Source organism: Blautia sp. HA8986 (genome assembly GCF_056504635.1).
Map to the genome: position 1 here is coordinate 16,622 of NZ_JBWLUQ010000001.1, position 22,102 is coordinate 38,723.

Annotated in this window: 19 protein-coding genes and 1 pseudogene; 19 read left to right on the top strand and 1 reads right to left on the bottom strand. The window is 38.5% G+C overall.

What is annotated here, in order from left to right; all coding sequences use genetic code 11:
• Positions 1 to 75 precede the first annotated feature (75 nt).
• Positions 76 to 954, bottom strand: coding sequence for a homocysteine S-methyltransferase family protein (locus AC04Q4_RS00070; RefSeq protein ID WP_173737547.1), 879 nt, complete (start codon positions 952 to 954; stop codon positions 76 to 78).
• 331 nt (positions 955 to 1,285) lie between these two features.
• On the opposite strand from AC04Q4_RS00070, the gene AC04Q4_RS00075 reads away from it, so the two are divergent.
• The 19 genes and pseudogenes from AC04Q4_RS00075 to AC04Q4_RS00165 all read left to right on the top strand — a co-directional run bounded on the left by AC04Q4_RS00075 (position 1,286) and on the right by AC04Q4_RS00165 (position 22,094).
• Positions 1,286 to 2,017, top strand: a complete 732-nt coding sequence (locus tag AC04Q4_RS00075; protein WP_173737548.1) for a polysaccharide biosynthesis tyrosine autokinase — start codon at positions 1,286 to 1,288, stop codon at positions 2,015 to 2,017.
• Between the two features lie 36 nt (positions 2,018 to 2,053).
• Positions 2,054 to 2,770, top strand: a complete 717-nt coding sequence (locus tag AC04Q4_RS00080) for a CpsB/CapC family capsule biosynthesis tyrosine phosphatase (RefSeq protein WP_173737549.1) — start codon at positions 2,054 to 2,056, stop codon at positions 2,768 to 2,770.
• A gap of 12 nt (positions 2,771 to 2,782) precedes the next feature.
• On the top strand, positions 2,783 to 3,517 hold the full coding sequence (locus AC04Q4_RS00085; protein WP_476388230.1) for a Wzz/FepE/Etk N-terminal domain-containing protein: 735 nt from the start codon (positions 2,783 to 2,785) through the stop codon (positions 3,515 to 3,517).
• 52 nt (positions 3,518 to 3,569) lie between these two features.
• Positions 3,570 to 4,364, top strand: a complete 795-nt coding sequence (locus tag AC04Q4_RS00090; RefSeq protein ID WP_173737551.1) for an immunoglobulin-like domain-containing protein — start codon at positions 3,570 to 3,572, stop codon at positions 4,362 to 4,364.
• A 99-nt stretch (positions 4,365 to 4,463) separates the two neighbouring features.
• Positions 4,464 to 5,882 carry a sugar transferase gene (locus tag AC04Q4_RS00095; RefSeq protein ID WP_173737552.1) on the top strand — a complete coding sequence of 473 codons (1,419 nt, stop codon included), beginning with the start codon at positions 4,464 to 4,466 and terminating at the stop codon, positions 5,880 to 5,882.
• Between the two features lie 265 nt (positions 5,883 to 6,147).
• The gene (locus tag AC04Q4_RS00100; protein WP_173737639.1) at positions 6,148 to 8,196 is read left to right on the top strand and encodes a polysaccharide biosynthesis protein; all 2,049 of its coding nucleotides are present in this window, start codon (positions 6,148 to 6,150) and stop codon (positions 8,194 to 8,196) included.
• 50 nt (positions 8,197 to 8,246) lie between these two features.
• Complete coding sequence (locus AC04Q4_RS00105) at positions 8,247 to 9,530, top strand: DegT/DnrJ/EryC1/StrS family aminotransferase (protein WP_173737553.1); 1,284 nt, start codon at positions 8,247 to 8,249, stop codon at positions 9,528 to 9,530.
• Between the two features lie 132 nt (positions 9,531 to 9,662).
• Positions 9,663 to 10,040: pseudogene (locus tag AC04Q4_RS00110) on the top strand (sugar transferase); the annotation flags it as partial.
• A 295-nt stretch (positions 10,041 to 10,335) separates the two neighbouring features.
• A complete protein-coding gene (locus tag AC04Q4_RS00115; RefSeq protein WP_173737554.1) occupies positions 10,336 to 11,487 on the top strand; it encodes a radical SAM protein in 1,152 nt (383 codons plus the stop codon).
• A 12-nt stretch (positions 11,488 to 11,499) separates the two neighbouring features.
• Positions 11,500 to 12,357, top strand: a complete 858-nt coding sequence (locus AC04Q4_RS00120; protein WP_173737555.1) for an SDR family oxidoreductase — start codon at positions 11,500 to 11,502, stop codon at positions 12,355 to 12,357.
• Positions 12,358 to 12,359: 2 nt separating this feature from the next.
• Entirely contained in the window at positions 12,360 to 13,448 is a 1,089-nt protein-coding gene (locus AC04Q4_RS00125; RefSeq protein ID WP_173737556.1) for a hypothetical protein, read from the top strand.
• A complete protein-coding gene (locus AC04Q4_RS00130) occupies positions 13,432 to 13,995 on the top strand; it encodes a GNAT family N-acetyltransferase (protein WP_173737557.1) in 564 nt (187 codons plus the stop codon). The genes AC04Q4_RS00125 and AC04Q4_RS00130 overlap by 17 nt, the downstream gene beginning before the upstream one ends.
• A 56-nt stretch (positions 13,996 to 14,051) precedes the next feature.
• On the top strand, positions 14,052 to 14,561 hold the full coding sequence (locus AC04Q4_RS00135; RefSeq protein ID WP_476388231.1) for an LbetaH domain-containing protein: 510 nt from the start codon (positions 14,052 to 14,054) through the stop codon (positions 14,559 to 14,561).
• A gap of 60 nt (positions 14,562 to 14,621) precedes the next feature.
• Positions 14,622 to 16,565, top strand: coding sequence for an SDR family NAD(P)-dependent oxidoreductase (locus AC04Q4_RS00140; RefSeq protein WP_476388232.1), 1,944 nt, complete (start codon positions 14,622 to 14,624; stop codon positions 16,563 to 16,565).
• Positions 16,566 to 16,595: 30 nt separating this feature from the next.
• The gene (locus tag AC04Q4_RS00145; RefSeq protein WP_476388233.1) at positions 16,596 to 17,879 is read left to right on the top strand and encodes a DegT/DnrJ/EryC1/StrS family aminotransferase; all 1,284 of its coding nucleotides are present in this window, start codon (positions 16,596 to 16,598) and stop codon (positions 17,877 to 17,879) included.
• A 33-nt stretch (positions 17,880 to 17,912) separates the two neighbouring features.
• Entirely contained in the window at positions 17,913 to 19,004 is a 1,092-nt protein-coding gene (locus AC04Q4_RS00150; protein ID WP_476388234.1) for an ATP-binding protein, read from the top strand.
• Between the two features lie 23 nt (positions 19,005 to 19,027).
• Positions 19,028 to 19,651: a sugar transferase gene (locus tag AC04Q4_RS00155; protein ID WP_476388235.1), complete on the top strand. Its 624-nt coding sequence runs from the start codon at positions 19,028 to 19,030 to the stop codon at positions 19,649 to 19,651.
• Between the two features lie 24 nt (positions 19,652 to 19,675).
• Entirely contained in the window at positions 19,676 to 20,893 is a 1,218-nt protein-coding gene (locus tag AC04Q4_RS00160; protein ID WP_476388236.1) for a glycosyltransferase, read from the top strand.
• Between the two features lie 79 nt (positions 20,894 to 20,972).
• Positions 20,973 to 22,094 (top strand): glycosyltransferase, encoded by a 1,122-nt coding sequence (locus AC04Q4_RS00165; RefSeq protein ID WP_476388237.1) that lies wholly within the window; start codon positions 20,973 to 20,975, stop codon positions 22,092 to 22,094.
• The last annotated feature ends 8 nt before the right edge of the window (positions 22,095 to 22,102 follow it).

Here is a 22,102-nt window from a genome sequence, read left to right on the forward strand (position 1 = left end):
AAATAAAGAATCCTGAGAAATCTATTTATATATAGATGATCTCAGGATTTTTTGTTTTTATATCATATGTATTCTTTATTTAAGTCCAAGCACATGTGCAGTCTCTGCGATAAACTCAGGAGTGGTACCGCAGCATCCGCCAACAACAGAAGCACCGTTATCCACAAGTACCTTCATATAACCTGCAAAATCAGCAGGTGTCATACTGTAAACAGCATTGCCCTGATCATCGATCTGCGGCATTCCGGCATTCGGTTTGGCGATAACCGGAATGGAAACATTTTCTTTAATATTGCGTACAACAGATACCAGCTGGTCAGGTCCGACAGAGCAGTTGATACCAACAGCAGAAGCACCTGCAGCCTCAAGAGACATGGCAGCCTCCACTGCATTGCCGCCGCTGAAAATACTTCCGTCAGCTTCCACAGTTACTGTGCAGATGATCGGAAGGTCGCAGACACTCTGGCAGGCATCTACAGCAGCCAGTGTCTCCTCAATATTGATCATAGTCTCAGCAACGATCAGGTCAACACCGGCATCGCGGAGAAAACCGATCTGTTCCTGATAAGTCTCAAAAGCTTTCTCATAGGTCATATCACCGGCCGGTGCCATCATCTTGCCGGTAGTGGTGATATCACCTGCAACATAAACACCCGCAGGTGCGATCTCTCTGGTATAGCCGGCCAGAGTGTGGTTGATCTCTTCAATCTGACCCTCAAGTCCATGCATGGTAAGATTCACACGGTTTCCGCCGAAAGTCGGCGCATAGATAATATTGCTTCCTGCTTCAATGTAGCCCTTCTGGAGAGCCTGGATCACATCCTTGTGCTCAATAACCCAGCTCTCAGTGCAGACCCCTCTTGGCATTCCTGCTTTCATCAGGTTGGAGCCTGTGGCACCATCCAACAGCAGGATATGGTTCTCTGCCAGCTTCTGAAAATCCTGTTTCGTCATGTCTTATATCCTCCTTATGGCAGCCAATCACGGTTGGCAAAATGGGGTGCTGGACCGCGATGCGGCCAGCAGCAAATATGGCTCCTCCTGTAACAGCTGCACTCATTGCCGTGGGTTTATTTTAACACAGGAAAGCGGAATAATCTATCCTGTTTTGATCTATCAGGGATAAAATAGCAAAGAAATTGGGTAAAATGTACATATTTGACGTGTTTTACGTCGAATAAAGAACTTGCACAATAGGATGGTGGATTGTATAATAATGATTAGACATGCCTGGAGGGCAGGGCTGTCATCAGATAGAAGATAAAGGTAAAGGTGAAGAAAAATTATGATTAAAGTTAAACTGAGTGATTGGAAGTTTGATCATCAGATGGATGAGGCTTATAAGGCACTTCGTACCAATATCCAGTTTTGCGGAGCCGATAAGAAGGTCATTGCACTTACCAGCTGTACTCCGAATGAAGGTAAGAGTAGTGTGGCATTCAATCTGGCTGCATCTCTTGCTGAGAGCGGCAAGTCCGTTCTGCTTATTGATGCGGATCTCCGTAAATCTGTTATGATGGGGCGGGTATCTGTTGATCAGGAAGTCATGGGACTTGCACATTATCTGTCCAAGCAGGCCAAGCTTTCTGACGTGATCTGTGCTACCACCCTCCCTAAGTTTCACATTATTTTTTCCGGTATTGTTCCGCCTAACCCGGCAGAGCTTCTGGGAAACAGATTATTTAAGGACATGATCCGTGTGGTAAGAGACGTATATGATTATGTTATCGTAGATACACCGCCGCTTGGAATCATTATCGACAGTGCCATTATAGCAGATTCCTGTGACGGATCTGTGATCGTTATTGAGGCAGGCACCATCAGTTATCGTTTTGTACAGGAAGTAAAGGATCAGCTTGCCAAGAGTAACTGTCCGATCCTCGGAACGATCCTTAACAAGGTAGACTACAGCAAGGCAGGTACTTACGGCCATTACGGAAAGTACGGCAAATATGGCAAATATGGTAAATATGGCAAGTACGGTTCCTATGGAGACTATGGCGAGAGCAGCAAGTAAACAGAGCATCAGAACAGAAATGAGCAGGTTATTTTAATGAAGGGACTTTATGATATTCATTGTCATATTCTCCCCGGGGTAGATGACGGCGCAAGAAACACGGAGGAATCCCTGTGGATGCTGAACAAGGAATATAATGAGGGAGTGCGGCATGTAATCCTGACACCGCATTTTCGGTATGATATGTTCGAACCGCATCTGAATATTGTAACCCGGCAGTTTATGCAGCTGAGAAGAGCAGCCATGAATATTGGAGAAGAAGGCATGCGTCTTTATCTGGGGTGTGAGCTTCATTCCAGCATGGACATGGTAGAATGTCTTAAAAAAGGGCGAAGGCTTACGATGGCTGGGTCCAGATATGTGCTTGTGGAATTCAGTAACGGAGATGAGAAGAAATATATCGAAGAACGGGTCAGAAGTCTTCTGATGAATGGATATATTCCGATCATCGCTCATGTGGAACGTTACAAGGCGACACGTAATGATATTGGCTTTCTTACGGAACTGAAGCAGATGGGAGCATACATCCAGGTCAATGCGGACACCATCAGCGGACAGGATGGCTTTGGTGCCAGAACATTTGCGAAGAAAGTCATGAAACAGGGCCTTTTGGATTTTGTAGGATCAGATGGCCACAGAAAGACAGAACGAATTCCGGAAATCGGCAAATGTGTCGCAAAAATGGAAAAGACAATGGGGAGCGAATATGTAAAGAAGATCTTTATCAGAAATCCCCGGAAAATCACAGGGTAATGGAGAGTAGAAATGGAAAATCAGACTGTAAACAACAATGACGAAGTAGAGATCGATCTTGGAGAAGTATTTCATCTACTGCTGAGCAAACTGGGTATCATCATTTTATCCGGTATTGTTTTCTGCCTGGTAGCTGTTATGGGAACCATGCTTCTGATCACACCGAAGTATGAATCCACAACCAAGATCGTTGTCCTGTCCAAGCAGGACAGCAGCACACTGACCAATCAGGATATCCAGACCAGTACATCACTGACCAAGGATTATGTAGAGCTTATCAAAAGCCGTACAGTTACAGAGGGCGTGATCGCGCAGCTTGGCCTGGATATGACACATGAGCAGCTTCTCAGTAAGCTGTCTGTAGACACACCGACAGATACACGAGTAGTATCTATTACGATTACAGATACGGATCCGTATACTGCGGCAGAGATTGCCAATGCAGTCAGAGATATCGCATCCAAGCATATCCAGCAGGTTATGGATATCAAAGCTGTAAACGTAGTAGAGACTGCAAATATTCCGGATTCTCCGTCAAGTCCAAGTGCTGCAAAGAACGGCATGCTGGGCGGAATGTTTGGAATTCTTCTGGCAGCAGCTATTGTCATTATCGTATATCTTACCAATGACACAGTGAAGACACCGGAAGATGTAGAGAAATATCTTGGATTAAGTGTACTGGGAACAATTCCCTATGTATCCAAATTAGGAAAGAAATCCAAGAAGAAAAAGAAACGTCACGCATAAAAATAACAACAACTGAAACAGGCGTTGGGAAAGGTGCGGGAGAAGCAGAACTATGAAAAAAATTTTAATTGTTTTACTTGTGATCGTTTGTATAGGTCTTGGAGCAGGCGTGATATATATCAAAGGTTCAGAGGACAATGAGGGACCGAAGATCACATTTTCAGAAGATAAAGATACCAAATATACATCAGGTATGACGACAGAAGATCTTCTTAAAGATGTAAGAGCTCAGGATAATAAAGATGGTGATGTTACAGACTCTCTCACTGTAGAGACCATGTATCCGAAGAATGATGGCAAGCAGATCACAGTCATTTTTGTTGCCAAGGACAAGAGCAACAACGTAACCAAGAAAGAATTCACAATGGAAGCTGAGGACGGAAGTGCAGAGAATCCTGATCTTGGACTTGTGGATAATGAAGATCTTACTGATAATGCAGATCAGGCAGAGAAGCCGGATGCAGATTCCGATACAGAGGATACTTCAGAGGAAGACAGCACAGATTCTTCAGATGATGCTACAGACTCCACAGAAGGAGATCTTACTCCTGAGGAACAGGCTCAGAAAACAGAGGAAGACAAAATTGCACAGCTTTCCCCTCAGGCTCCCAAGCTGTATCTGACCACATATTATGTGGAAGTACCGGTAGGTACAGCTCTGGATAAATTAAGCTATGTCAAGGATATTCAGGATGATACAGAGACAAGAAGTGATCTTTTCAAAAAGATCCAGATCACCGGAGATGTAAATACCGCAACACCGGGAACCTATGAGCTTACATATTATGTAGTAGACAACCAGGGAAACAGCTCAAACGGAGCAATTCTCACGGTTGTAGTGAAATAAAAATCCAGATACCCTCTCCGACAGATACAGAAAATATCGGAGAGGGAAATCAATAAAGGCAAAAGATAAATGTAAGTGAGGGAAGGCGTAGAAAAGAATATGTACCAAAAAGAAAACAGCAGTTGGGTAAAACATGCGGACTTTACCATATGTGATATGCTGTGTCTGCAGCTGGCGTTTATTCTGGCCTACTGGGTTCGGAACGGGATAAACCAGCCATATCACACAGAGCTTTACAGAAATGTAGCAATCGTAATGATCTTCATACAGCTGATGGTCACATTTTTTAATGAGAGCTTCAGCGGTGTACTGAGAAGAGGAACTCTGGTAGAGCTGAAGAAGACATTTGAGCAGTGTACGCTTGTATGTCTTCTGGTTTTGGCATATATGTTTCTCTCCAGGATCGGCAGTGACTATTCAAGAATGATCCTGCTGATTACATATGTACTTTATATTGGATTCAGCTATTGCTGCAGACAGATTCTTAAGAAATTTCTGAAAGACAGAAGATATGAAGAAGGTGAGAAGAGATCCCTTCTGATTGTCACTGTCAGCAGCAATGCGAAGAGTGTTGTAGAGAATATCCGTAAGAATAACTACGGAAATTATCATCTGGCAGGAATCGCACTTATGGACTGTGACAAGAAATCAAATTCCATAAACGGAATACCGGTAGTTGCAGGACAGGATGATATTATCGAATATATCCATAAGAACTGGGTAGACGAAGTATTTTTTGCAGTACCGAAAGCAATCGACATCCCGGAACAGATCGTTAAGGACTGTTCTGCAATGGGTGTAGTAATTCATATGCAGCTTGCAACAATGAAATCACTTGGCAAGAATCAGATCGTGGAAGAACTGGCCGGATATCCTGTACTTTCAAGCAGCATCCGTATCGTAACACCACGTCAGATGTTTGTAAAAAGAGCGATGGATATCGCAGGCGGCCTTGTAGGCTGTCTGTTCACAGGAATCGCAGCAATCTTCCTGGTTCCGGCCATCAAGATCAAATCCCCCGGTCCTGCATTTTTCTCACAGGTCCGCATGGGAAAGAACGGACGCCCGTTCAAGATCTATAAATTCCGTTCCATGTACATGGATGCCGAAGAGCGAAAGAAAGAGCTCATGAAGCAGAACAATGTAAAAGACGGAATGATGTTCAAAATGGACGATGATCCACGAATCATCAAAGGAGTAGGGCACTTTATCAGAAAGACATCCCTGGATGAATTTCCGCAGTTCTGGAACATTCTGAAAGGAGACATGAGTCTTGTAGGAACAAGACCACCGACAATGGACGAGTGGGAGAAATACGAACTCCACCACCGCAAACGTCTCGCCATCAAGCCAGGCCTCACCGGTATGTGGCAGGTAAGCGGACGAAGTGACATCACAGATTTCGAGGAAGTAGTAGAACTCGACACCAGATACATTTCCGATTGGAGCCTCAAGCTCGACGTGGAAATTCTGTTTAAAACAGTAATGGTTGTATTCCGCGGAAGCGGCGCGAAGTAGGAATAATTTTAAGACTGAATATAATGAGCCGAACTGCGGATGGAGCAGTTCGGGGATATAAATAAATTAGATAAGTTATAAATATAAAAGAGGAAATAAAGAAATGCACATTATTCTATTCATTTCGATCGTGCTCATTATTTCATTTCTGATTCTTCTTTTTGCCTTGGCGAAACGAAACCCGGACGAGAAGCAGACAGAAGATAAAGAGCAGGAAGAATACATAAGAGATTATGCAGAAACAGTACGAGAAACCGTAGGAACTATGAAGAAATTAGAACACTGGAAAGTAATTGCAATCTATCTTGTTATTTATGATATTGTTGCAGTTAATTTTTCTTATTTTATGGCACTGCTGATAAGATTTGATTTTCGATATTCATCAATCCCGGACGGATATTTTTCGGCGTGGAGAAGTTTTGCCCCAATATATACCATCATTATGCTGGTTACATTTGGATGCCTGCGTCTTTATAACAGCGTCTGGAGATTTGCAAGTTTTAATGAGCTAATCAAGATCACTTTTGCAACGGTCATTACCGGTGTTTTACATATTGCAGGAATTACAGCTATTTATGGAAGAATGCCGGCATCCTATTATCTCATTGGAATTATGCTGCAGTTTTTCCTGACTGTAGGAGTGCGATTTTCTTACCGCTTTATTCTTCTGGAAAGAAACAGAAGAGAGAAGAGTGAAAAAGAAGAACGCAGTAAAAATGTCATGATCATCGGAGCAGGAGAAGCAGGAAGAACAATTGTAAGAGAGCTTCAGAATGCGAAGGAAACCAATGCGAGAGTAAGATGCATCATCGATGATAACCCGAATAAATGGGGACGATATATGGAAGGTGTACCTGTTGTTGGAGGAAGAGATGATATTTTTCTGAATGTAGATAAATATCATATCAATCAGATCCTTCTTGCGATTCCAACAGCAACGCCACATCAGAAAAGAGATATTTTGAACATCTGTAAAGAGACAGGCTGTGAGCTGAAACAGCTTCCGGGTGTATACCAGCTGGTAAACGGAGAAGTATCTTTAAGTAAGATGAAAAAAGTTGCAGTTGAAGATCTTCTTGGACGAGACACTATCAAAGTAAATATGTCTGAGATCTTTCAGTATCTGAAGGGAAAAAGAATCCTGGTAACCGGAGGAGGCGGTTCCATCGGAAGCGAACTTTGCAGGCAGATTGCAGGACATGAGCCGGAGCTTCTGGTAATCTTTGATATTTATGAAAACAACGCCTATGACATTGAACAGGAGCTGAAAGCAAATTATCCGAATCTGAATCTGAAAGTTCTGATCGGTTCGGTTCGTGACAGCAAGCGAATCAACTGGGTATTCGAGAAATATAAACCTGAGATTGTATACCATGCAGCAGCCCATAAGCATGTACCTCTGATGGAGAACAGCCCATGTGAGGCAATCAAAAACAATGTAATCGGTACCTATAAAACAGCCTATGCAGCAATGCTGAACGGCTGCCAGAGATTTGTACTGATCAGTACAGACAAAGCAGTTAATCCGACCAATATTATGGGAGCAAGCAAACGTCTCTGTGAGATGGTTGTACAGAGCATGAATACCATCAGCCACAGTGGACACGCAGACTGGCTGCCACACCTTGGAGAACACATCAGCGGGACAAAAGAAGCTTTGCGTGATAACGAAGGAAGAGCTTATGTAAATGATATTTCCACATCTGACAGGAAACAGGGAACCGAGTTTGTTGCGGTACGATTCGGAAACGTTCTGGGAAGTAACGGAAGTGTTATTCCGCTGTTCAAACGTCAGATTGAAAAAGGCGGCCCTGTGACAGTGACCCATCCGGATATTATCCGTTACTTTATGACAATCCCAGAGGCAGTAAGCCTTGTACTTCAGGCAGGAACCTATGCAAAAGGCGGTGAGATCTTTGTCCTGGATATGGGAGCTCCTGTAAAGATCGATACCCTGGCCAGAAACCTGATCAAGCTTTCCGGCTACACACCAGACGTAGACATCCAGATTACATACACAGGCCTTCGCCCAGGCGAAAAGCTCTACGAAGAAAAACTCATGGCAGAAGAAGGAATGGCCAAAACACCGAACGATCTGATACACATTGGCAAGCCAATCGAAATGGACGTACAGGAATTCTTTAAACAGCTGGAAATTCTGGCAGCCTATGGTTACGCAAACAGCGACAAGATAAGAGAAATTGTGGCTGCGATAGTACCGACTTACCATTCCGCAGATTCTGATCTGAAGATACATCAGAAGGTTTATGAGGAACTGATGAGTGAGGCGGCTGTGGCTGCGGAGAAGAATTGAGAAGTAATAAAAATACATAATTAAAAGCACATATAAAGGGGTAATGAACCATGTTCAAAGAAAATAACAAATTTCAGAAATTTGAATCAAAAGTCTGGTTAAGCAGTCCAACAATGCACGGACCGGAAATTAAATATGTGAAAGAAGCATACGAGACAAACTGGATGTCTACAGTAGGAAAAAATATCAATGAAGTAGAAAGAATGGTATGTGAGACTATTGGTTGTAAATATGCTGTAGCTTTATCAGCAGGAACTGCATCTCTTCATCTGGCTATGAAACTGGCCGGCATGGAAGCTTATGGCATGCCGAAAGTTGGACATGGTGCATTGGAAGGAAAAAAGGTATTCTGTTCTGATATGACTTTTGATGCAACAGTTAATCCGGTTGTATATGAAGGAGGAGAACCGGTATTTATTGATACAGAATATGATACCTGGAATATGGATCCGGCAGCTCTTGAAAAAGCCTTTGAAATTTATCCGGATACAAAAGTTGTAGTTATAGCACATCTTTATGGAACACCAGGAAAAGTAGATGAATTAAATGCAATTATTAAGAAGCATAATGCCATTCTGGTAGAAGATGCAGCAGAGTCAATGGGAGCTACATATAAGGGCATTCAGACAGGAGCATTTGGAAAATATAATACGATTTCATTTAATGGAAATAAGATCATCACAGGAAGTGCAGGAGGCTGTTTCCTGACAGATGATGAAGAATCAGCTAATAAAGTACGTAAATGGTCTACCCAGGCCAGAGAAAATGCTGCATGGTATCAGCATGAAGAATTAGGATACAACTACCGAATGAGTAATGTAATTGCGGGAGTTGTACGCGGACAGCTTCCATATCTGAATGAACATATTGCACAGAAAAAAGCAATCTACGAAAGATATAAAGAAGGATTCAAGGGATTGCCAGTATCTATGAATCCAATGGATCTGGAAAATTCTGAACCAAATTACTGGCTTTCATGCCTGATCATTGATAAAGATGCGATGTGCAAGCAGGTACGAGGCGAACAGGATGTTTGCTATGTAAAAGAACCAGGAAAAACCTGTCCAACAGAAATTCTGGAAGCAATTTCTTCAATCAATGCAGAAGGGCGTCCAATCTGGAAGCCAATGCATATGCAGCCGATTTATCGTTTGAATCCATTTGTTGTCAGAGACGGAAATGGTCGGGCAAGATCGAATGCTTATATTGCAGGTGAAGCTGCTGATGCAGGAATGGATATTTTTACAAGAGGATTATGTTTGCCAAGCGATAACAAGATGACCGTGGAGCAGCAGGATAGGATTATTGAAGTGATTCGGGCTTGTTTTGAGTAAAAATATTGGGGAGTGTAAATTGTGTCAAAGAAAAAGATAATTGGAATAACTGCTGCAACTATAACGGCAGGCGTTACAGTTACATCACATATTATGAAAAATCATGCAAAAAAAGAAACATACAAAGCAGAAATGATAAAGCCAGTACCGGCTCGTAAAATGAATTTTTACGAAAAGTATGTTAAAAGGGCATTAGATATAATCTGTGCATCAGCAGCTATTGTATGTTTTAGCCCAATTTATTTGGGAGTTGCGGCTATCGTCAGAATAAAGCTTGGAAGTCCTGTTTTATTTACACAGGATCGTCCGGGCTTAATCGGAAAAGATGGAAAAGAGACAATTTTTAAAATGTACAAATTCCGTACTATGACAGATGAAAGAGATGAAAATGGAGAATTACTTCCTGATGAGGTAAGACTTACCAAATTCGGAAAATGGCTTAGAAGTACAAGTTTGGATGAGTTACCGGAGGCTTTCAATATTTTGAATGGAGATAGCGGTATAATAGGGACAACCAAGAAAAACCTTGATTTTACAAGGGTTTCGCTGGCTTAGTCGAATCTGGTTATGATGATTTTTCTGCATGGTTGTGTCGGGTGAGTAGCGGAACTATGAAAATTGAATGGTTTCTTGGATGCTTATTTTGACCCACATTATAAGCTGAAAAATTATGATAAGGAGGTTTGACCTAGCCTGCGGATGCTCTTCAAAAAGAACATTCACAGGCTAGTTGTCGTGTTAGAGAAGCCTTTAAGACTGTTAAAAACAAGTAACTATTTCATTCTGTTATGAAGGAGGATGCATTATGCCACATTCAAACAAAAAAATGATTTCGTTCTTTTTGACAACAAAATGTAACCTGTGCTGTCGGTATTGTTACAACGCAAAGGAAAGAAACTGTATTGTTGAACAGACTTTAAATTTTGAAATCGCAAAAAATGGGATTGATTGGTATTTCAATAATAACCCAAGTCGCCATATAAGATTTTATGGTCCAGGAGAACCTACACAAGAATTCGAAATGCTAAAGAGAATTACAGAGTATGCTAAAAATCATCCTAATAGGGGATCAGATGTTACTGTAGAAATTCAGACAAATGGTGTATTCACTGAAGCAATTCGTAACTGGGCATTAGAAAATTTTAACATCATGTGGATGTCCTTTGATGGAATGAAAGAGATTCAGGATTATAACAGACCTTTAAATCCACAATATGCTCATCTATACAATGGACGTACATCAGCAGAAGTTCTTGAAGATAATGTAAGATGGCTTATTGAAAATAAGAATGACCGTAATCTTATGGTAGGAGCAAGGGTCACTATTACGGATAAGAACATCAGTAAACAGATGGAAATGATTGATTATTTCTATGAATTGGGAATCAGGTATGTGTGGACTAATCCTCTTTTCTATACTGTTGGGCGAGTTCCTGTATGTCAGGATATTAAGAAAAAAGAAGCGTACCATTTTGATATGGATTTGTATTTATCAGAATATATAAAAGCTTTTTACTATGCAAAGGGCAAAGGAATGTTTTGGGGAAGCTTTTTGTCAATCAATTTTGATGGAGAATCTCCTTATCATTGTAGATGTTGCACACCATTAGAAGCTCCGCATTTAACTCCTGACGGATACATATCAGCGTGCGATATGGTTGTATTGGGAGCAGAGGCATATCATATGTCCCCATTTATTGCAGGAAAATGGAATGAAAGTTCTAATGAATTTGAGTTGGATTATGAGAAAATACAACGCTTAAACATGCGTAAATCAACAGAAATGTTACATTGCAAGTCATGTCCGGCCCAACTACATTGTGGTGGGTATTGCCTTGGAGAAACTGTAAATGAATCTGGAAAACTTGATGGTCAAAATGTTGTAAAGTGCAATGCTGTTCGTAAGTTGTTAAAGGAAATTGGAACAAGTGAACCATATAAATATTTACACCCATAGGAGGAAAATTTAATGAAAAAAAGTGCATTAGTAATGGGATTTGATAACAGTGTAATTGCTAGAGAAAGTATTCTTTTATTAATTAATGAAGGATACTATGTTGTTGCAGGATATGAAGGAGATTCTATTAATAGAGAAAAATTCGTTGAGGACAATGGTATATCTTCCGAATTAGAATTTGTTCAGATTAATTACTCATCTGGCGAAACTGTAAATACTTTTATTTCACAGGTTTCAAATAGGGAATATACAGCCATTGTAAATTGTTATGCGACGTTAGCGGAAACTGCGGACAAAGGATTAAGACATGAATTTTTTGATTTTGACTATATGGAATTTTCAAGAGTCATGAATGCAAATGTAACGGCCATTGCGGCAATTGTAATTGGTTTAAAAGACAACATTGTTGAAAATGGTTGCATAGTTAATGTTACCAGCAGTGCGGCTTTTGAAGGAGCTTTTGCAACTATTTCGTACAATGCTAGTAAAGCTGCTATTGAAAATTTAAGTAAATCCCTTGCAAATAATCTGGGACCATACCGGAATATTAGAGTTAATTGTGTTGCGCCTGGATGGATTCCGCAAAGTGAATCAGTGGTAGAGGGAAATATTGTGGAATTAGCGAATAAATGTACGCCAGTCAGTCAATATGGAAAAGCTAAAGATGTTGCAAAGGCTGTGCTTTCACTGATTGATAATGAATATGCGAATGAGACTACCTTAAAAATTGATGGCGGCATAACCAGTAGCTATATGATGTATTTGCTGGAATCAGCAGATTTATCAGGACATGAAACAAAAGAAGTTATGAATCAACTTACAAAACTTGTGGATTCAGTGAAGTCAAGTGTTAAAAAGGAAATTAACTAATTATGAGCGCACAAAAAGATAAGCAAAGTAAAGCCCAGACTATACAGACAGTTGTATTTGTATGTCAGATTATTAGTACGCTTATTATTCCACTTATTTTGACAAAGTGGAATAGTATGACGATTGATCAGGGCATTGCTATTTTAGTTGCAGATGTTTCTGTTTTATTTTTGACAAGTGAGTTTTCCAATAAGTTTATTTTAGATGAATATGAGGAAAAAACGGATGGAGAATATGCGGACTTAAAAGATGAATATGCAAATCTGAAAAATGAACTGTTAATTATTGAAGAAAGCCTAAAACTAGATGATTTGTATAAACGGATTTACATGCTGGAAAATTCAGAACAAAAAGAAATATATCTCAATTCTATGAGATTATACATTAATACTATGAATGACAGGATAATGGGGGCACGTTCTGGTGCATTGTCAAGACACGATTATTATGGTGAGCTTACAAAGGCTGGGGATTCAATTATTAACGATCACAGTATTAATGGGACGAATTTTTCAGGTGAAATCTGGGCGATGACATTTTGGCAGGACGATGAATTGGATTTCAGCGATGCATATGAAAACGCATGGGTCAAAAAAATGGAATCAATGGACAACGAGGGAATTAAGACACGTAGACTGTGTGTTATGAAAAACAAGAAAGATATATTGCGTCGTGAAGTTGTGGATGAGTCTGTTAAAGATTTTTTAATTCGTTTGAAATATTACTGTCAAGAGAACGCTATATGTAAAAATACTACAGTTTTTGCGATTGATTCTATAGACACTTTGACAGTTGAACAGCAGGAGTGGATTGGAAAAGGTTTTTTTGCTACTAAACTTTCCAATGGAGAATTACGTCTGATCAGAGGTGTTAGTCTGGATAACAGAAATGCAACTACATTAGGTGGGGAAATTGATTTTGATGAAAGACGAGTAAAAGAGATTAGACATCTATGGGAGCGTTTAATTGAAGAAAGCGGAAGCCAAAGTATAAATGAATACCTTTTGAGAGTATCTTCTATGGCTGTAAAAGATGAAATGAAAAAAATGAATTTTGAAGGATGTAGTGCAAGCGGTGCAGAAGGAAAATAGTAAATTACAGTTTAATAGTAACAATGATTCTGATGAAATATCTATAAAGAAAATGGGAATTTCAGATTTTGATAATATTAAAGATTTTGTTGTTGAACAGCATAATAATCTTGAACGAGAGGATTTCTTCATAATTGAGGATATTGACACTGAATTACCAGTAATTCTTAGCAATGGTATTGTGGTTGCGATAATGCAGAATGATAAAATATTGGGGTTGCAGGCTATTGATTTGAGCTTGAAAAATAGCTTGGCTTTACAAGAAATTCTACAATCAGTTTATACAACCAATGGAGAATTATATGAGCTTGGGTGGACGATGGTACGGAAGGAATGCAGAGGAAAAAACTATGCCAAAAAGTTGATAGAACATGTGTGTAGTTATTTAGGAGATATATCTGAATATACATTAGTTGCCACAGTACACCCAGCGAATACCATTGCGCTAAAAGTCTACATGGCTTATGGTATGAAACCGATTTTTCAAACTCAATATTATGGTTATGATAGAACCTTTCTGATTAAAAAAGTAACACAAATAAAGTAAGTGGCTTTATAGAAAAATATGGGTAATAACAAGTGAATATATAGGGAGTGATGCATATGGAAAAGAAATTATTGATTGTTGCCTCAGAAAGATATGGAGATTATGTAAAGGAAATAGCAGAGTCAATGGGTTGCTTTGAGGAAATCTCCTTTGTAGATAATGACAGAGAAGAAGCTATTGGAAAACTGGAGGATGTGGAAAGTTTTTATCCGGAATATAACTGTGCAATAGCTGCATGTGACGATGGAACAGAAAGACTTGAGTGGAATAAAAAGTTGGAGACACTTTACAATATTCCAGTTTTATTTCATATGGATTCTACGATTTCTCCATCAGCTAATTTAATGCCGGGCTGTATTGTTGAACCAAGAGCTGTTGTTGGCTGTGAAAGTACTATTGGGCAGGCAACGGTCATTGGTGCCAATAGTGTAGTAGAGCCATATTGCCTTGTTGGAGATGGCTGTACATTAAAATCAGGAACAATTGTGAAATCAACAAGTATGGTTGCAATGAACACAAGCACAGAACAAGGAAGTGTTCTGTTTACATCATTAACAAAGGAATGATGAGGATTAATAATTATAGGAAGGATGAAACCGCCCTGATTTTCGTGGGGGGGGTACACGATGAATAGTACAAATGAAATAAAGATGGATATGAAACAGGCAAAACAAAATAATACGCCAAACATACGCTGGACGCTTGTCGGGTATGATTTGATTGTATATGCATTAGTAGCAGTTATACTCCTAGTGTTATATGGGGGAATGGATAAATTATCAACTGTTGGGATCTTCCAGCAAGTAGGTCTTTCTGTTCTGTGTATTTTCACAGCACGTCTAATAGGTAAAATTTACGGGCAAGTATGGAGATATGGTGGGATTCAGTGTTATATCCGCTTGCTGTTTACTGACTCTATCGCTTTTGTGGCGTATCTATGTCTGGAACTCCTGCTTCCAGTTCAAAAAATTACATTTGCAAGATTACTTTCATTGGTTAGCTTGAATTTATTAGGAGCATTAGCACTTCGCATGATGTATCGCTATGCATACAAATGTGGAAACCAGGAGACAACACGAGGAAAAATTCTTTCTATATTATTACATATATTTTCAGGTATTGAAGCTGGAAATGAAAAAGAAGTACAGAAGATTAAAGTTGCAATTATTGGTGCTGGACGAGTTGGTGTGAGTTTGGCAGAAGAACTTTTGAATAATTCAGAAGCAGCGTATGTACCAAGATGTTTTATTGATATTAATAAGGAAAAAGTTGGACGAGATATACATGGAATTCCGGTTTGGTCTGAAACAGAAGCAACTTTTAAGAAGTTAGGCGAATTTGAAGTACAGGAAATAATTTTTGCAATCCCATCAATGGACGCAGATAAGAAAAAAGCTCTTTATGAATATTACAAGAATGCAGGATACAAATTAAAAGTTTACGATTATCCGACTATGTATGCGGCAGGAGGAAAGCGTCATCTGCGAGAGTTTGATATAGAAGAACTTTTATTTAGAAAACCGCTGGTTGTTTCGGATGAACGTACCAATGCATATTACAAAGATAAAATCGTACTGATCACAGGCGGTGGCGGTTCTATTGGGTCAGAGCTGTGCAGACAGTTGGCCAAGATGAATCCGAAGAAGATCATTATCTTAGATATTTATGAAAATGGTGCATATGATGTTCAGCAGGAATTGAAGATAGCATATGGAAATAAACTGGATTTGCAGATTGAAATTTGTTCCATCACTCATAGAAAGGCTCTTGAAAGAGTATTTGAAAAATATCATCCACAGATCATTATCAATGTAGCTGCTCACAAGCATGTCCCATTGATGGAGCATAACTGTGTAGAAGCCATTTACAACAATGTATTTGGAACACAGAATCTGGTGGAGCTTTGTGAGGAGTATGGTGCGGAACGCTTTATGATGGTATCCACGGATAAAGCGGTTAATCCGACAAATGTTATGGGTGCAACTAAGAGAATGTGCGAGATGATTGTCCAGAGTGCAAGCACACACGGAAAAGTAAAATACAGTGCAACACGATTTGGAAATGTACTTGGCAGTGCCGGATCAGTTATTCCGTTATTTAAACGCCAGATCGCTAATGGCGGACCGGTTACAGTTACAGATAAGCGAATCATCAGATATTTTATGACAATTCCGGAAGCATCACAGCTTGTTCTTCAGAGTGGTGCGATTGCCAATAATGGAGAACTGTTTGTTCTTGACATGGGACAGCCAGTAAAGATTATGGATCTGGCAGAGAACATGATTCGACTGTCTGGTGTACAGGGAATTGAAATTGTTGAAACCGGATTAAGACCGGGAGAAAAGTTATATGAGGAATTGCTAGTTAAAACAGAGGAATTGGATAAAACAGACAATAGCCTGATCTTTATTGAAAGAGATACAGCATTAAACAAAGAAGAAATATATAGAAAAATTGACGTGCTTAGAAACGCCTGTGACACAGGGGATGATCTGATTGCAAAAGAAGCATTAAGATCGGTTGTTCCAACATTCAAAACACCAGAAGAAGTAAATAAAGAAATTGCTTAATATAAAAATGGATGAAAAGAGGTAGGAGTCATGTTTAAAGAAAGTAATAAATTTGAGAAGTTTGAGTCTAAAGTATGGTTAAGCAGCCCGACTATGCATGGTCCGGAGATTGAATATGTGAAAGAAGCATATGAAACAAACTGGATGTCAACAGTTGGGAAAAATATCAACGAAGTTGAAAGAATGGCATGTGAATATATCGGATGTAAATATGCAGTTGCATTATCTGCCGGAACAGCATCATTGCATCTTGCTATGAAATTAGCTGGTATTGAAGCATATGGTATGCCAAAAGTTGGACATGGTGCATTGGAAGGAAAGAAAGTTTTTTGTTCAGATATGACTTTTGATGCCACTGTAAATCCTGTTGTTTACGAAGGTGGTGAACCGGTATTCATTGACACGGAATATGACACATGGAATATGGACCCAGTGGCACTTGAAAAAGCATTTGAAATTTATCCGGATACGAAGGTAGTAGTTGTTGCTCACCTTTATGGAACACCAGGAAAAGTAGACGAATTAAATGCTGTTATCAAGAAACATAATGCAATTCTGGTAGAAGATGCTGCGGAATCTATGGGAGCTACATACAAGGGAGTACAGACCGGTACATTTGGAAAGTATAATACGATTTCCTTTAATGGAAACAAGATTATCACCGGAAGTGCAGGTGGATGTTTCTTGACTGATGATGAAGAAGCTGCAAACAAAGTTCGTAAATGGTCTACGCAGGCAAGAGAAAATGCAGCATGGTATCAGCATGAAGAACTGGGATACAACTACCGTATGAGCAATGTAGTAGCTGGTGTAGTTCGTGGACAGTTCCCATATCTGAATGAACATATTGCACAGAAAAAAGCAATCTATGAAAGATATAAAGAAGGATTAAAAGATTTGCCAGTATCTATGAACCCAATGGATCTGGAAAATTCAGAACCAAACTATTGGCTTTCCTGCTTGATCATTGACGAAGATGCAATGTGTAAACAGGTTCGTGGCGAGCAGGATGTTTGCTATGTAAAAGAAGTGAGAAAAACTTGCCCAACTGAAATTCTGGAAGCAATTGCATCTATTAATGCAGAGGGAAGACCAATTTGGAAACCAATGCATATGCAGCCAATTTATCGTTTGAATCCGTTTGTAGTAAGAGATGGAAATGGACGTGCCAGATCAAATGCGTATATTGCAGATGGTGTAGCTGATGTAGGAATGGATATTTTTACAAGAGGATTATGCCTGCCAAGTGATAATAAGATGACTGCAGAGCAGCAGGATAGAATTATTGAAGTAATAAAAAAATGTTTTGAATAACATTTTATACAGAGAATGAAAGGAAAAATAGTTATGGGAAAAACGGTATTAGTTACAGGGATAGGTGGACTTACACCACGTTCAATTACAGGAATTATTAGAGAAAATCATCCGGATTATAAAATTATAGGGTGTGATATTGAAAAGAAAGCTATGGGCTTTTTTATGAAAGGCCTTTTGGATGAATACTATATTTGTCCACGATGCACTGATTCGGAATATTTTACATGGATTGAAAAACTTGTAGAGGCTAAACATATTGATTATGCTTTCGTTCAGCCGGAAAGTGAAATTGTAGAATGGGGAGCTTATTACGAAAGAGAAGGCAGATTCCCATGCCCAGTGTTTATGGGAAGTAAGCTGTTATCGGAATCATTGAGGGACAAGTCTATAATAGCTGATCTTCTGGAAGGTACAGATTTTATACCGAAAACAATTAAAGTTACTCAGGAAAACCCACGATTTGAGGATGTTGAAAATGAAATAGGATTTCCATGTTGGATTCGTGCAACAGAAGGAACTGGCGGGTTAGGCTCTTTGCGTTTGGATGACATTAGCAGCTATAGAAGTTGGTTATTTATAAATGCGAATATTCCTAAATTTACAGTAAGCGAATTCCTTACAGGAAGACATCTGGCAAATGAAATGCTTTATTACGATGGCGAATATGTAAAAGGAGCTGCACTGGAATGTGCTGAATATGTTATGGCAAATACAGCTCCATCGCATGTTACTGGAAATACGCATTTTGCACGTTTCCTTAATGAAGATAGAATTAATAAATTCTGTGACGATTGTATCAAATATTTGGAGAAAAAATTAGATGTACCAGCACATGGAATTTTATCATTTGATTTAAAAGAAGATAAAAATGGAGAAATGAAGGTTACGGAAATCAATATTCGCCATATGGCATATGCTGGTGTTATGGCTCATGTTGGATTTGATCTGATTGAGGATACAATCAGAATCATGGAAGATGGAAACTGCAATAATGTGGTAAGAGATCAGTATCATCATTACGATAAACCCTACATATTTCTCAGAGATGTTGATGTTGAACCTATTATTTTGGAAAGCGAAGAAATCTTTGATGATCCCAAGGTTTACTTCAATATTAAATAAGTGGAAGATAAAGGGTTACATATATGTATGCAAAATGTTTTAAAAGGGTAATTGATTTTACGTTAAGTTTATGCGCATTGATTGTTCTTTCTCCATTACTTCTTGTTCTTATTATTTTAGGGGCGATTTTTATGCAGGGAAATCCGTTCTTTACGCAGGAGCGTCCTGGAAAAGGTGAGAAGGTTTTTAAATTAATAAAGTTCAGAAGCATGGATAATCGAAAAGATTCAAATGGGAATCTACTTCCGGATTCTATCCGATTGAATAAGTATGGACGTATTTTGCGTGCCACATCTTTGGATGAGCTACCGGAGTTGATTAACATATTAAATGGTGATATGTCGATTGTGGGACCAAGGCCTTTAAGAGTGTACTATTTACCTTGGTATACGGAAGAGGAAAAGCATCGGCATGATGTTAGACCTGGCTTAACAGGTTGGGCACAGGTTAATGGTAGAAATAATTTGGATTGGGATAAACGGCTGGCACTTGACGTCGAATATGTCAAAAATATATCTTTTGCTTTTGATGTAAAGATTATTTTTATGACGGTTGCTTATGTATTTAAGAGATCAGATGTAAATGTTGATAGTGTTGATGAAGGACGTTTAGACGAAATCCGAAAAGCTAAAGCGGAAAAGAAATGAATGTAATTAAGAAAGAGTAGAACTATGAAAAATATATTATTTTTGAGTTTTATAAAATATAAAACAATTAATGTACATGACTTTTATGCTGATATTCTTAGAAATTATGTGAAAGATGGACATCATGTATATGTTGTTACACCGGTAGAATCAAAATATGGGATTGAAACTTCTGTATTAAAGGAAACTGGATGTGACATTTTACAGGTAAAAATTGGTGGATACTTTAATGTTAATTCTGTTAGAAAGGGAATAACTCTAATTGAAATCGAATATCAGGTTATAACTGCTATTAAGAAATATTGGTCTTCTGTGAAGTTCGATATGGTGCTTTATGCAACTCCTCCAATTTCTTTTGCTAAAGTGATTCAATATATTAAAAAAAGAGATAATGCGGTTAGTTACTTGATGTTGAAAGATATTTTTCCACAAAATGCAGTTGATCTTGGAATGATGAGTAAGACAGGGGTAAAGAGTATACTGTATAAATATTTTAGAAAACAAGAAAAGCAGCTTTATTGTTATTCCGACAGAATTGGTTGCATGAGTCAGGCAAATGTAGATTATGTGATTAAACACAATCCAGAAATTAATTCGAGCAAGCTTGAAATTTGTCCAAATTGTATTGAACCACAGGATATGAGCATTTCTATTGAAGAAAGAAATGAATTGAGAAGAAAATATAATATTCCGTTAGACAAGACAGTATTTGTTTATGGTGGAAATTTAGGAAAACCACAAGGAATACCTTTTATCATGGAATGTCTTAAAAAACAGAAAAAAAACAGTGATGCGTATTTCTTGATAGTCGGGGGTGGTACTGAATTTGAAAAATTGCAAGAATTTTTTAATACTGAAAAGCCAGAGAATATGAAGCTAATGAGTAAATTGCCAAAAGATGATTATGATCGAATGGTTGCGGCTTGTGATGTGGGACTTATTTTCTTAGACCATAGATTTACCATTCCTAATTTTCCAAGTCGCTTATTAAGCTATATGCAGGCAAAACTTCCAGTACTTGCAGCTACTGATCCAAATACAGATATTGGTGAAGTAATTTCTCAAGGTGGTTTTGGATGGTGGTGTGAAAGTAATGATACTGAAGCGTTTTCTGAATTGGTTAAGAAAGCGTTAGAGGCAGATTTGAACGAAATGAAAACGAATGAAACAAAATATTTAATGGAAAATTATACAGCAAATATGATATACAAGAATATCAACAAATCAATTGGATGGAAATAATGTTTGAGCTTGGTAGTGCTGGAGATGTTTCAAGTATGTTGATATTTGAATACAATAATATGTTTGGTGAGGTATCAAAATGAAAATATTAATAGTAATGGGAGGATTTTTTCCAGGGCAAAAGTACGGAGGTCCTCCTGTGAGCGTAAATAATTTTTGCTCTCTTTTTCGGGAAGATGAATGCTATATAGTCACTAAAAATCATGATAAAGATGAAAGTGTACCGTATGAGGGAATTGATTCTGGAATTTGGACGAAGAGAGATAACTGTTATGTTAAATATGTAAGCGATGAAAGTTATAAAAAATCTGAATTTGAAAAAGTAATATTGGAAATAAAACCAGATGTGCTGTATCTTCAGGGATTATTCCAAAGCTGTGTTTTACCTTGTTTAGAACTGGCAAAACAGTATTCTTTAAAGGTTGTGTTAGCACCTAGGGGAGAACTGTGTGCTGGAGCATTAAAAAAGAAATATAAGAAGATACCATATATTGCATATTTAAAAATGAAAAATCTGGTGAGGAATATAGCGTATCAATCTACGAGTGAAGAAGAATCAGCAGCAATTATAAAATATTTAAAAGCTGATAGCGAAAAAATTCATTTTCTGACGAATATCCCTTCAATTCCGGAAAAGCAATATATACATGAACTCAAAAAAAGTGGTGAGGGAAAATTTGTATTTGTTTCAAGAATACATCCAAAGAAAAATTTGATTAGTGCAATTGAGTATATGAAAGATATTAAAGGAAAGGTTGTATTTGATATTTATGGACCGATAGAAGATGAGGAATATTGGAAACAATGTAATCAAAAGATACATGAATTGCCTCAAAATATAACAGTTAATTATTGTGGATTGGTAAGCCATGAAAAAGTTCACGAAATATTTAGCTTATATAATGCATTTTTATTTCCTACGTTTAGTGAAAACTATGGACATGTAATTGCGGAAGCATTATCGGTTGGAACAGCAGTAATAATCAGTGATCAAACTCCATGGTCGGATATTAATGAAGCAAAAGCAGGATGGGCAATTCCGTTGGACAATAGAGAAAAATTCGTAGAAGCTATCCAAAGTGTTATAGATCAAAAACCTGATGATAATAAGAAGCAAATAAAAGCTGTTGAGAAATATATAAATAATAAAGTTAATTTAAAAGAAATCAGGCAGGAATACAAAAAAGCATTTGACTTATAGCTCTTTGG

Coding starts and splice junctions, on each gene's coding strand:
- AC04Q4_RS00070 (WP_173737547.1), bottom strand. CDS start 954: ATGACGAAACAGGATTTTCAGAAGCTGGCAGAGAACCATATCCTGCTG.
- AC04Q4_RS00075 (WP_173737548.1), top strand. CDS start 1,286: ATGATTAAAGTTAAACTGAGTGATTGGAAGTTTGATCATCAGATGGAT.
- AC04Q4_RS00080 (WP_173737549.1), top strand. CDS start 2,054: ATGAAGGGACTTTATGATATTCATTGTCATATTCTCCCCGGGGTAGAT.
- AC04Q4_RS00085 (WP_476388230.1), top strand. CDS start 2,783: ATGGAAAATCAGACTGTAAACAACAATGACGAAGTAGAGATCGATCTT.
- AC04Q4_RS00090 (WP_173737551.1), top strand. CDS start 3,570: ATGAAAAAAATTTTAATTGTTTTACTTGTGATCGTTTGTATAGGTCTT.
- AC04Q4_RS00095 (WP_173737552.1), top strand. CDS start 4,464: ATGTACCAAAAAGAAAACAGCAGTTGGGTAAAACATGCGGACTTTACC.
- AC04Q4_RS00100 (WP_173737639.1), top strand. CDS start 6,148: ATGAAGAAATTAGAACACTGGAAAGTAATTGCAATCTATCTTGTTATT.
- AC04Q4_RS00105 (WP_173737553.1), top strand. CDS start 8,247: ATGTTCAAAGAAAATAACAAATTTCAGAAATTTGAATCAAAAGTCTGG.
- AC04Q4_RS00115 (WP_173737554.1), top strand. CDS start 10,336: ATGCCACATTCAAACAAAAAAATGATTTCGTTCTTTTTGACAACAAAA.
- AC04Q4_RS00120 (WP_173737555.1), top strand. CDS start 11,500: ATGAAAAAAAGTGCATTAGTAATGGGATTTGATAACAGTGTAATTGCT.
- AC04Q4_RS00125 (WP_173737556.1), top strand. CDS start 12,360: ATGAGCGCACAAAAAGATAAGCAAAGTAAAGCCCAGACTATACAGACA.
- AC04Q4_RS00135 (WP_476388231.1), top strand. CDS start 14,052: ATGGAAAAGAAATTATTGATTGTTGCCTCAGAAAGATATGGAGATTAT.
- AC04Q4_RS00140 (WP_476388232.1), top strand. CDS start 14,622: ATGAATAGTACAAATGAAATAAAGATGGATATGAAACAGGCAAAACAA.
- AC04Q4_RS00145 (WP_476388233.1), top strand. CDS start 16,596: ATGTTTAAAGAAAGTAATAAATTTGAGAAGTTTGAGTCTAAAGTATGG.
- AC04Q4_RS00150 (WP_476388234.1), top strand. CDS start 17,913: ATGGGAAAAACGGTATTAGTTACAGGGATAGGTGGACTTACACCACGT.
- AC04Q4_RS00155 (WP_476388235.1), top strand. CDS start 19,028: ATGTATGCAAAATGTTTTAAAAGGGTAATTGATTTTACGTTAAGTTTA.
- AC04Q4_RS00160 (WP_476388236.1), top strand. CDS start 19,676: ATGAAAAATATATTATTTTTGAGTTTTATAAAATATAAAACAATTAAT.
- AC04Q4_RS00165 (WP_476388237.1), top strand. CDS start 20,973: ATGAAAATATTAATAGTAATGGGAGGATTTTTTCCAGGGCAAAAGTAC.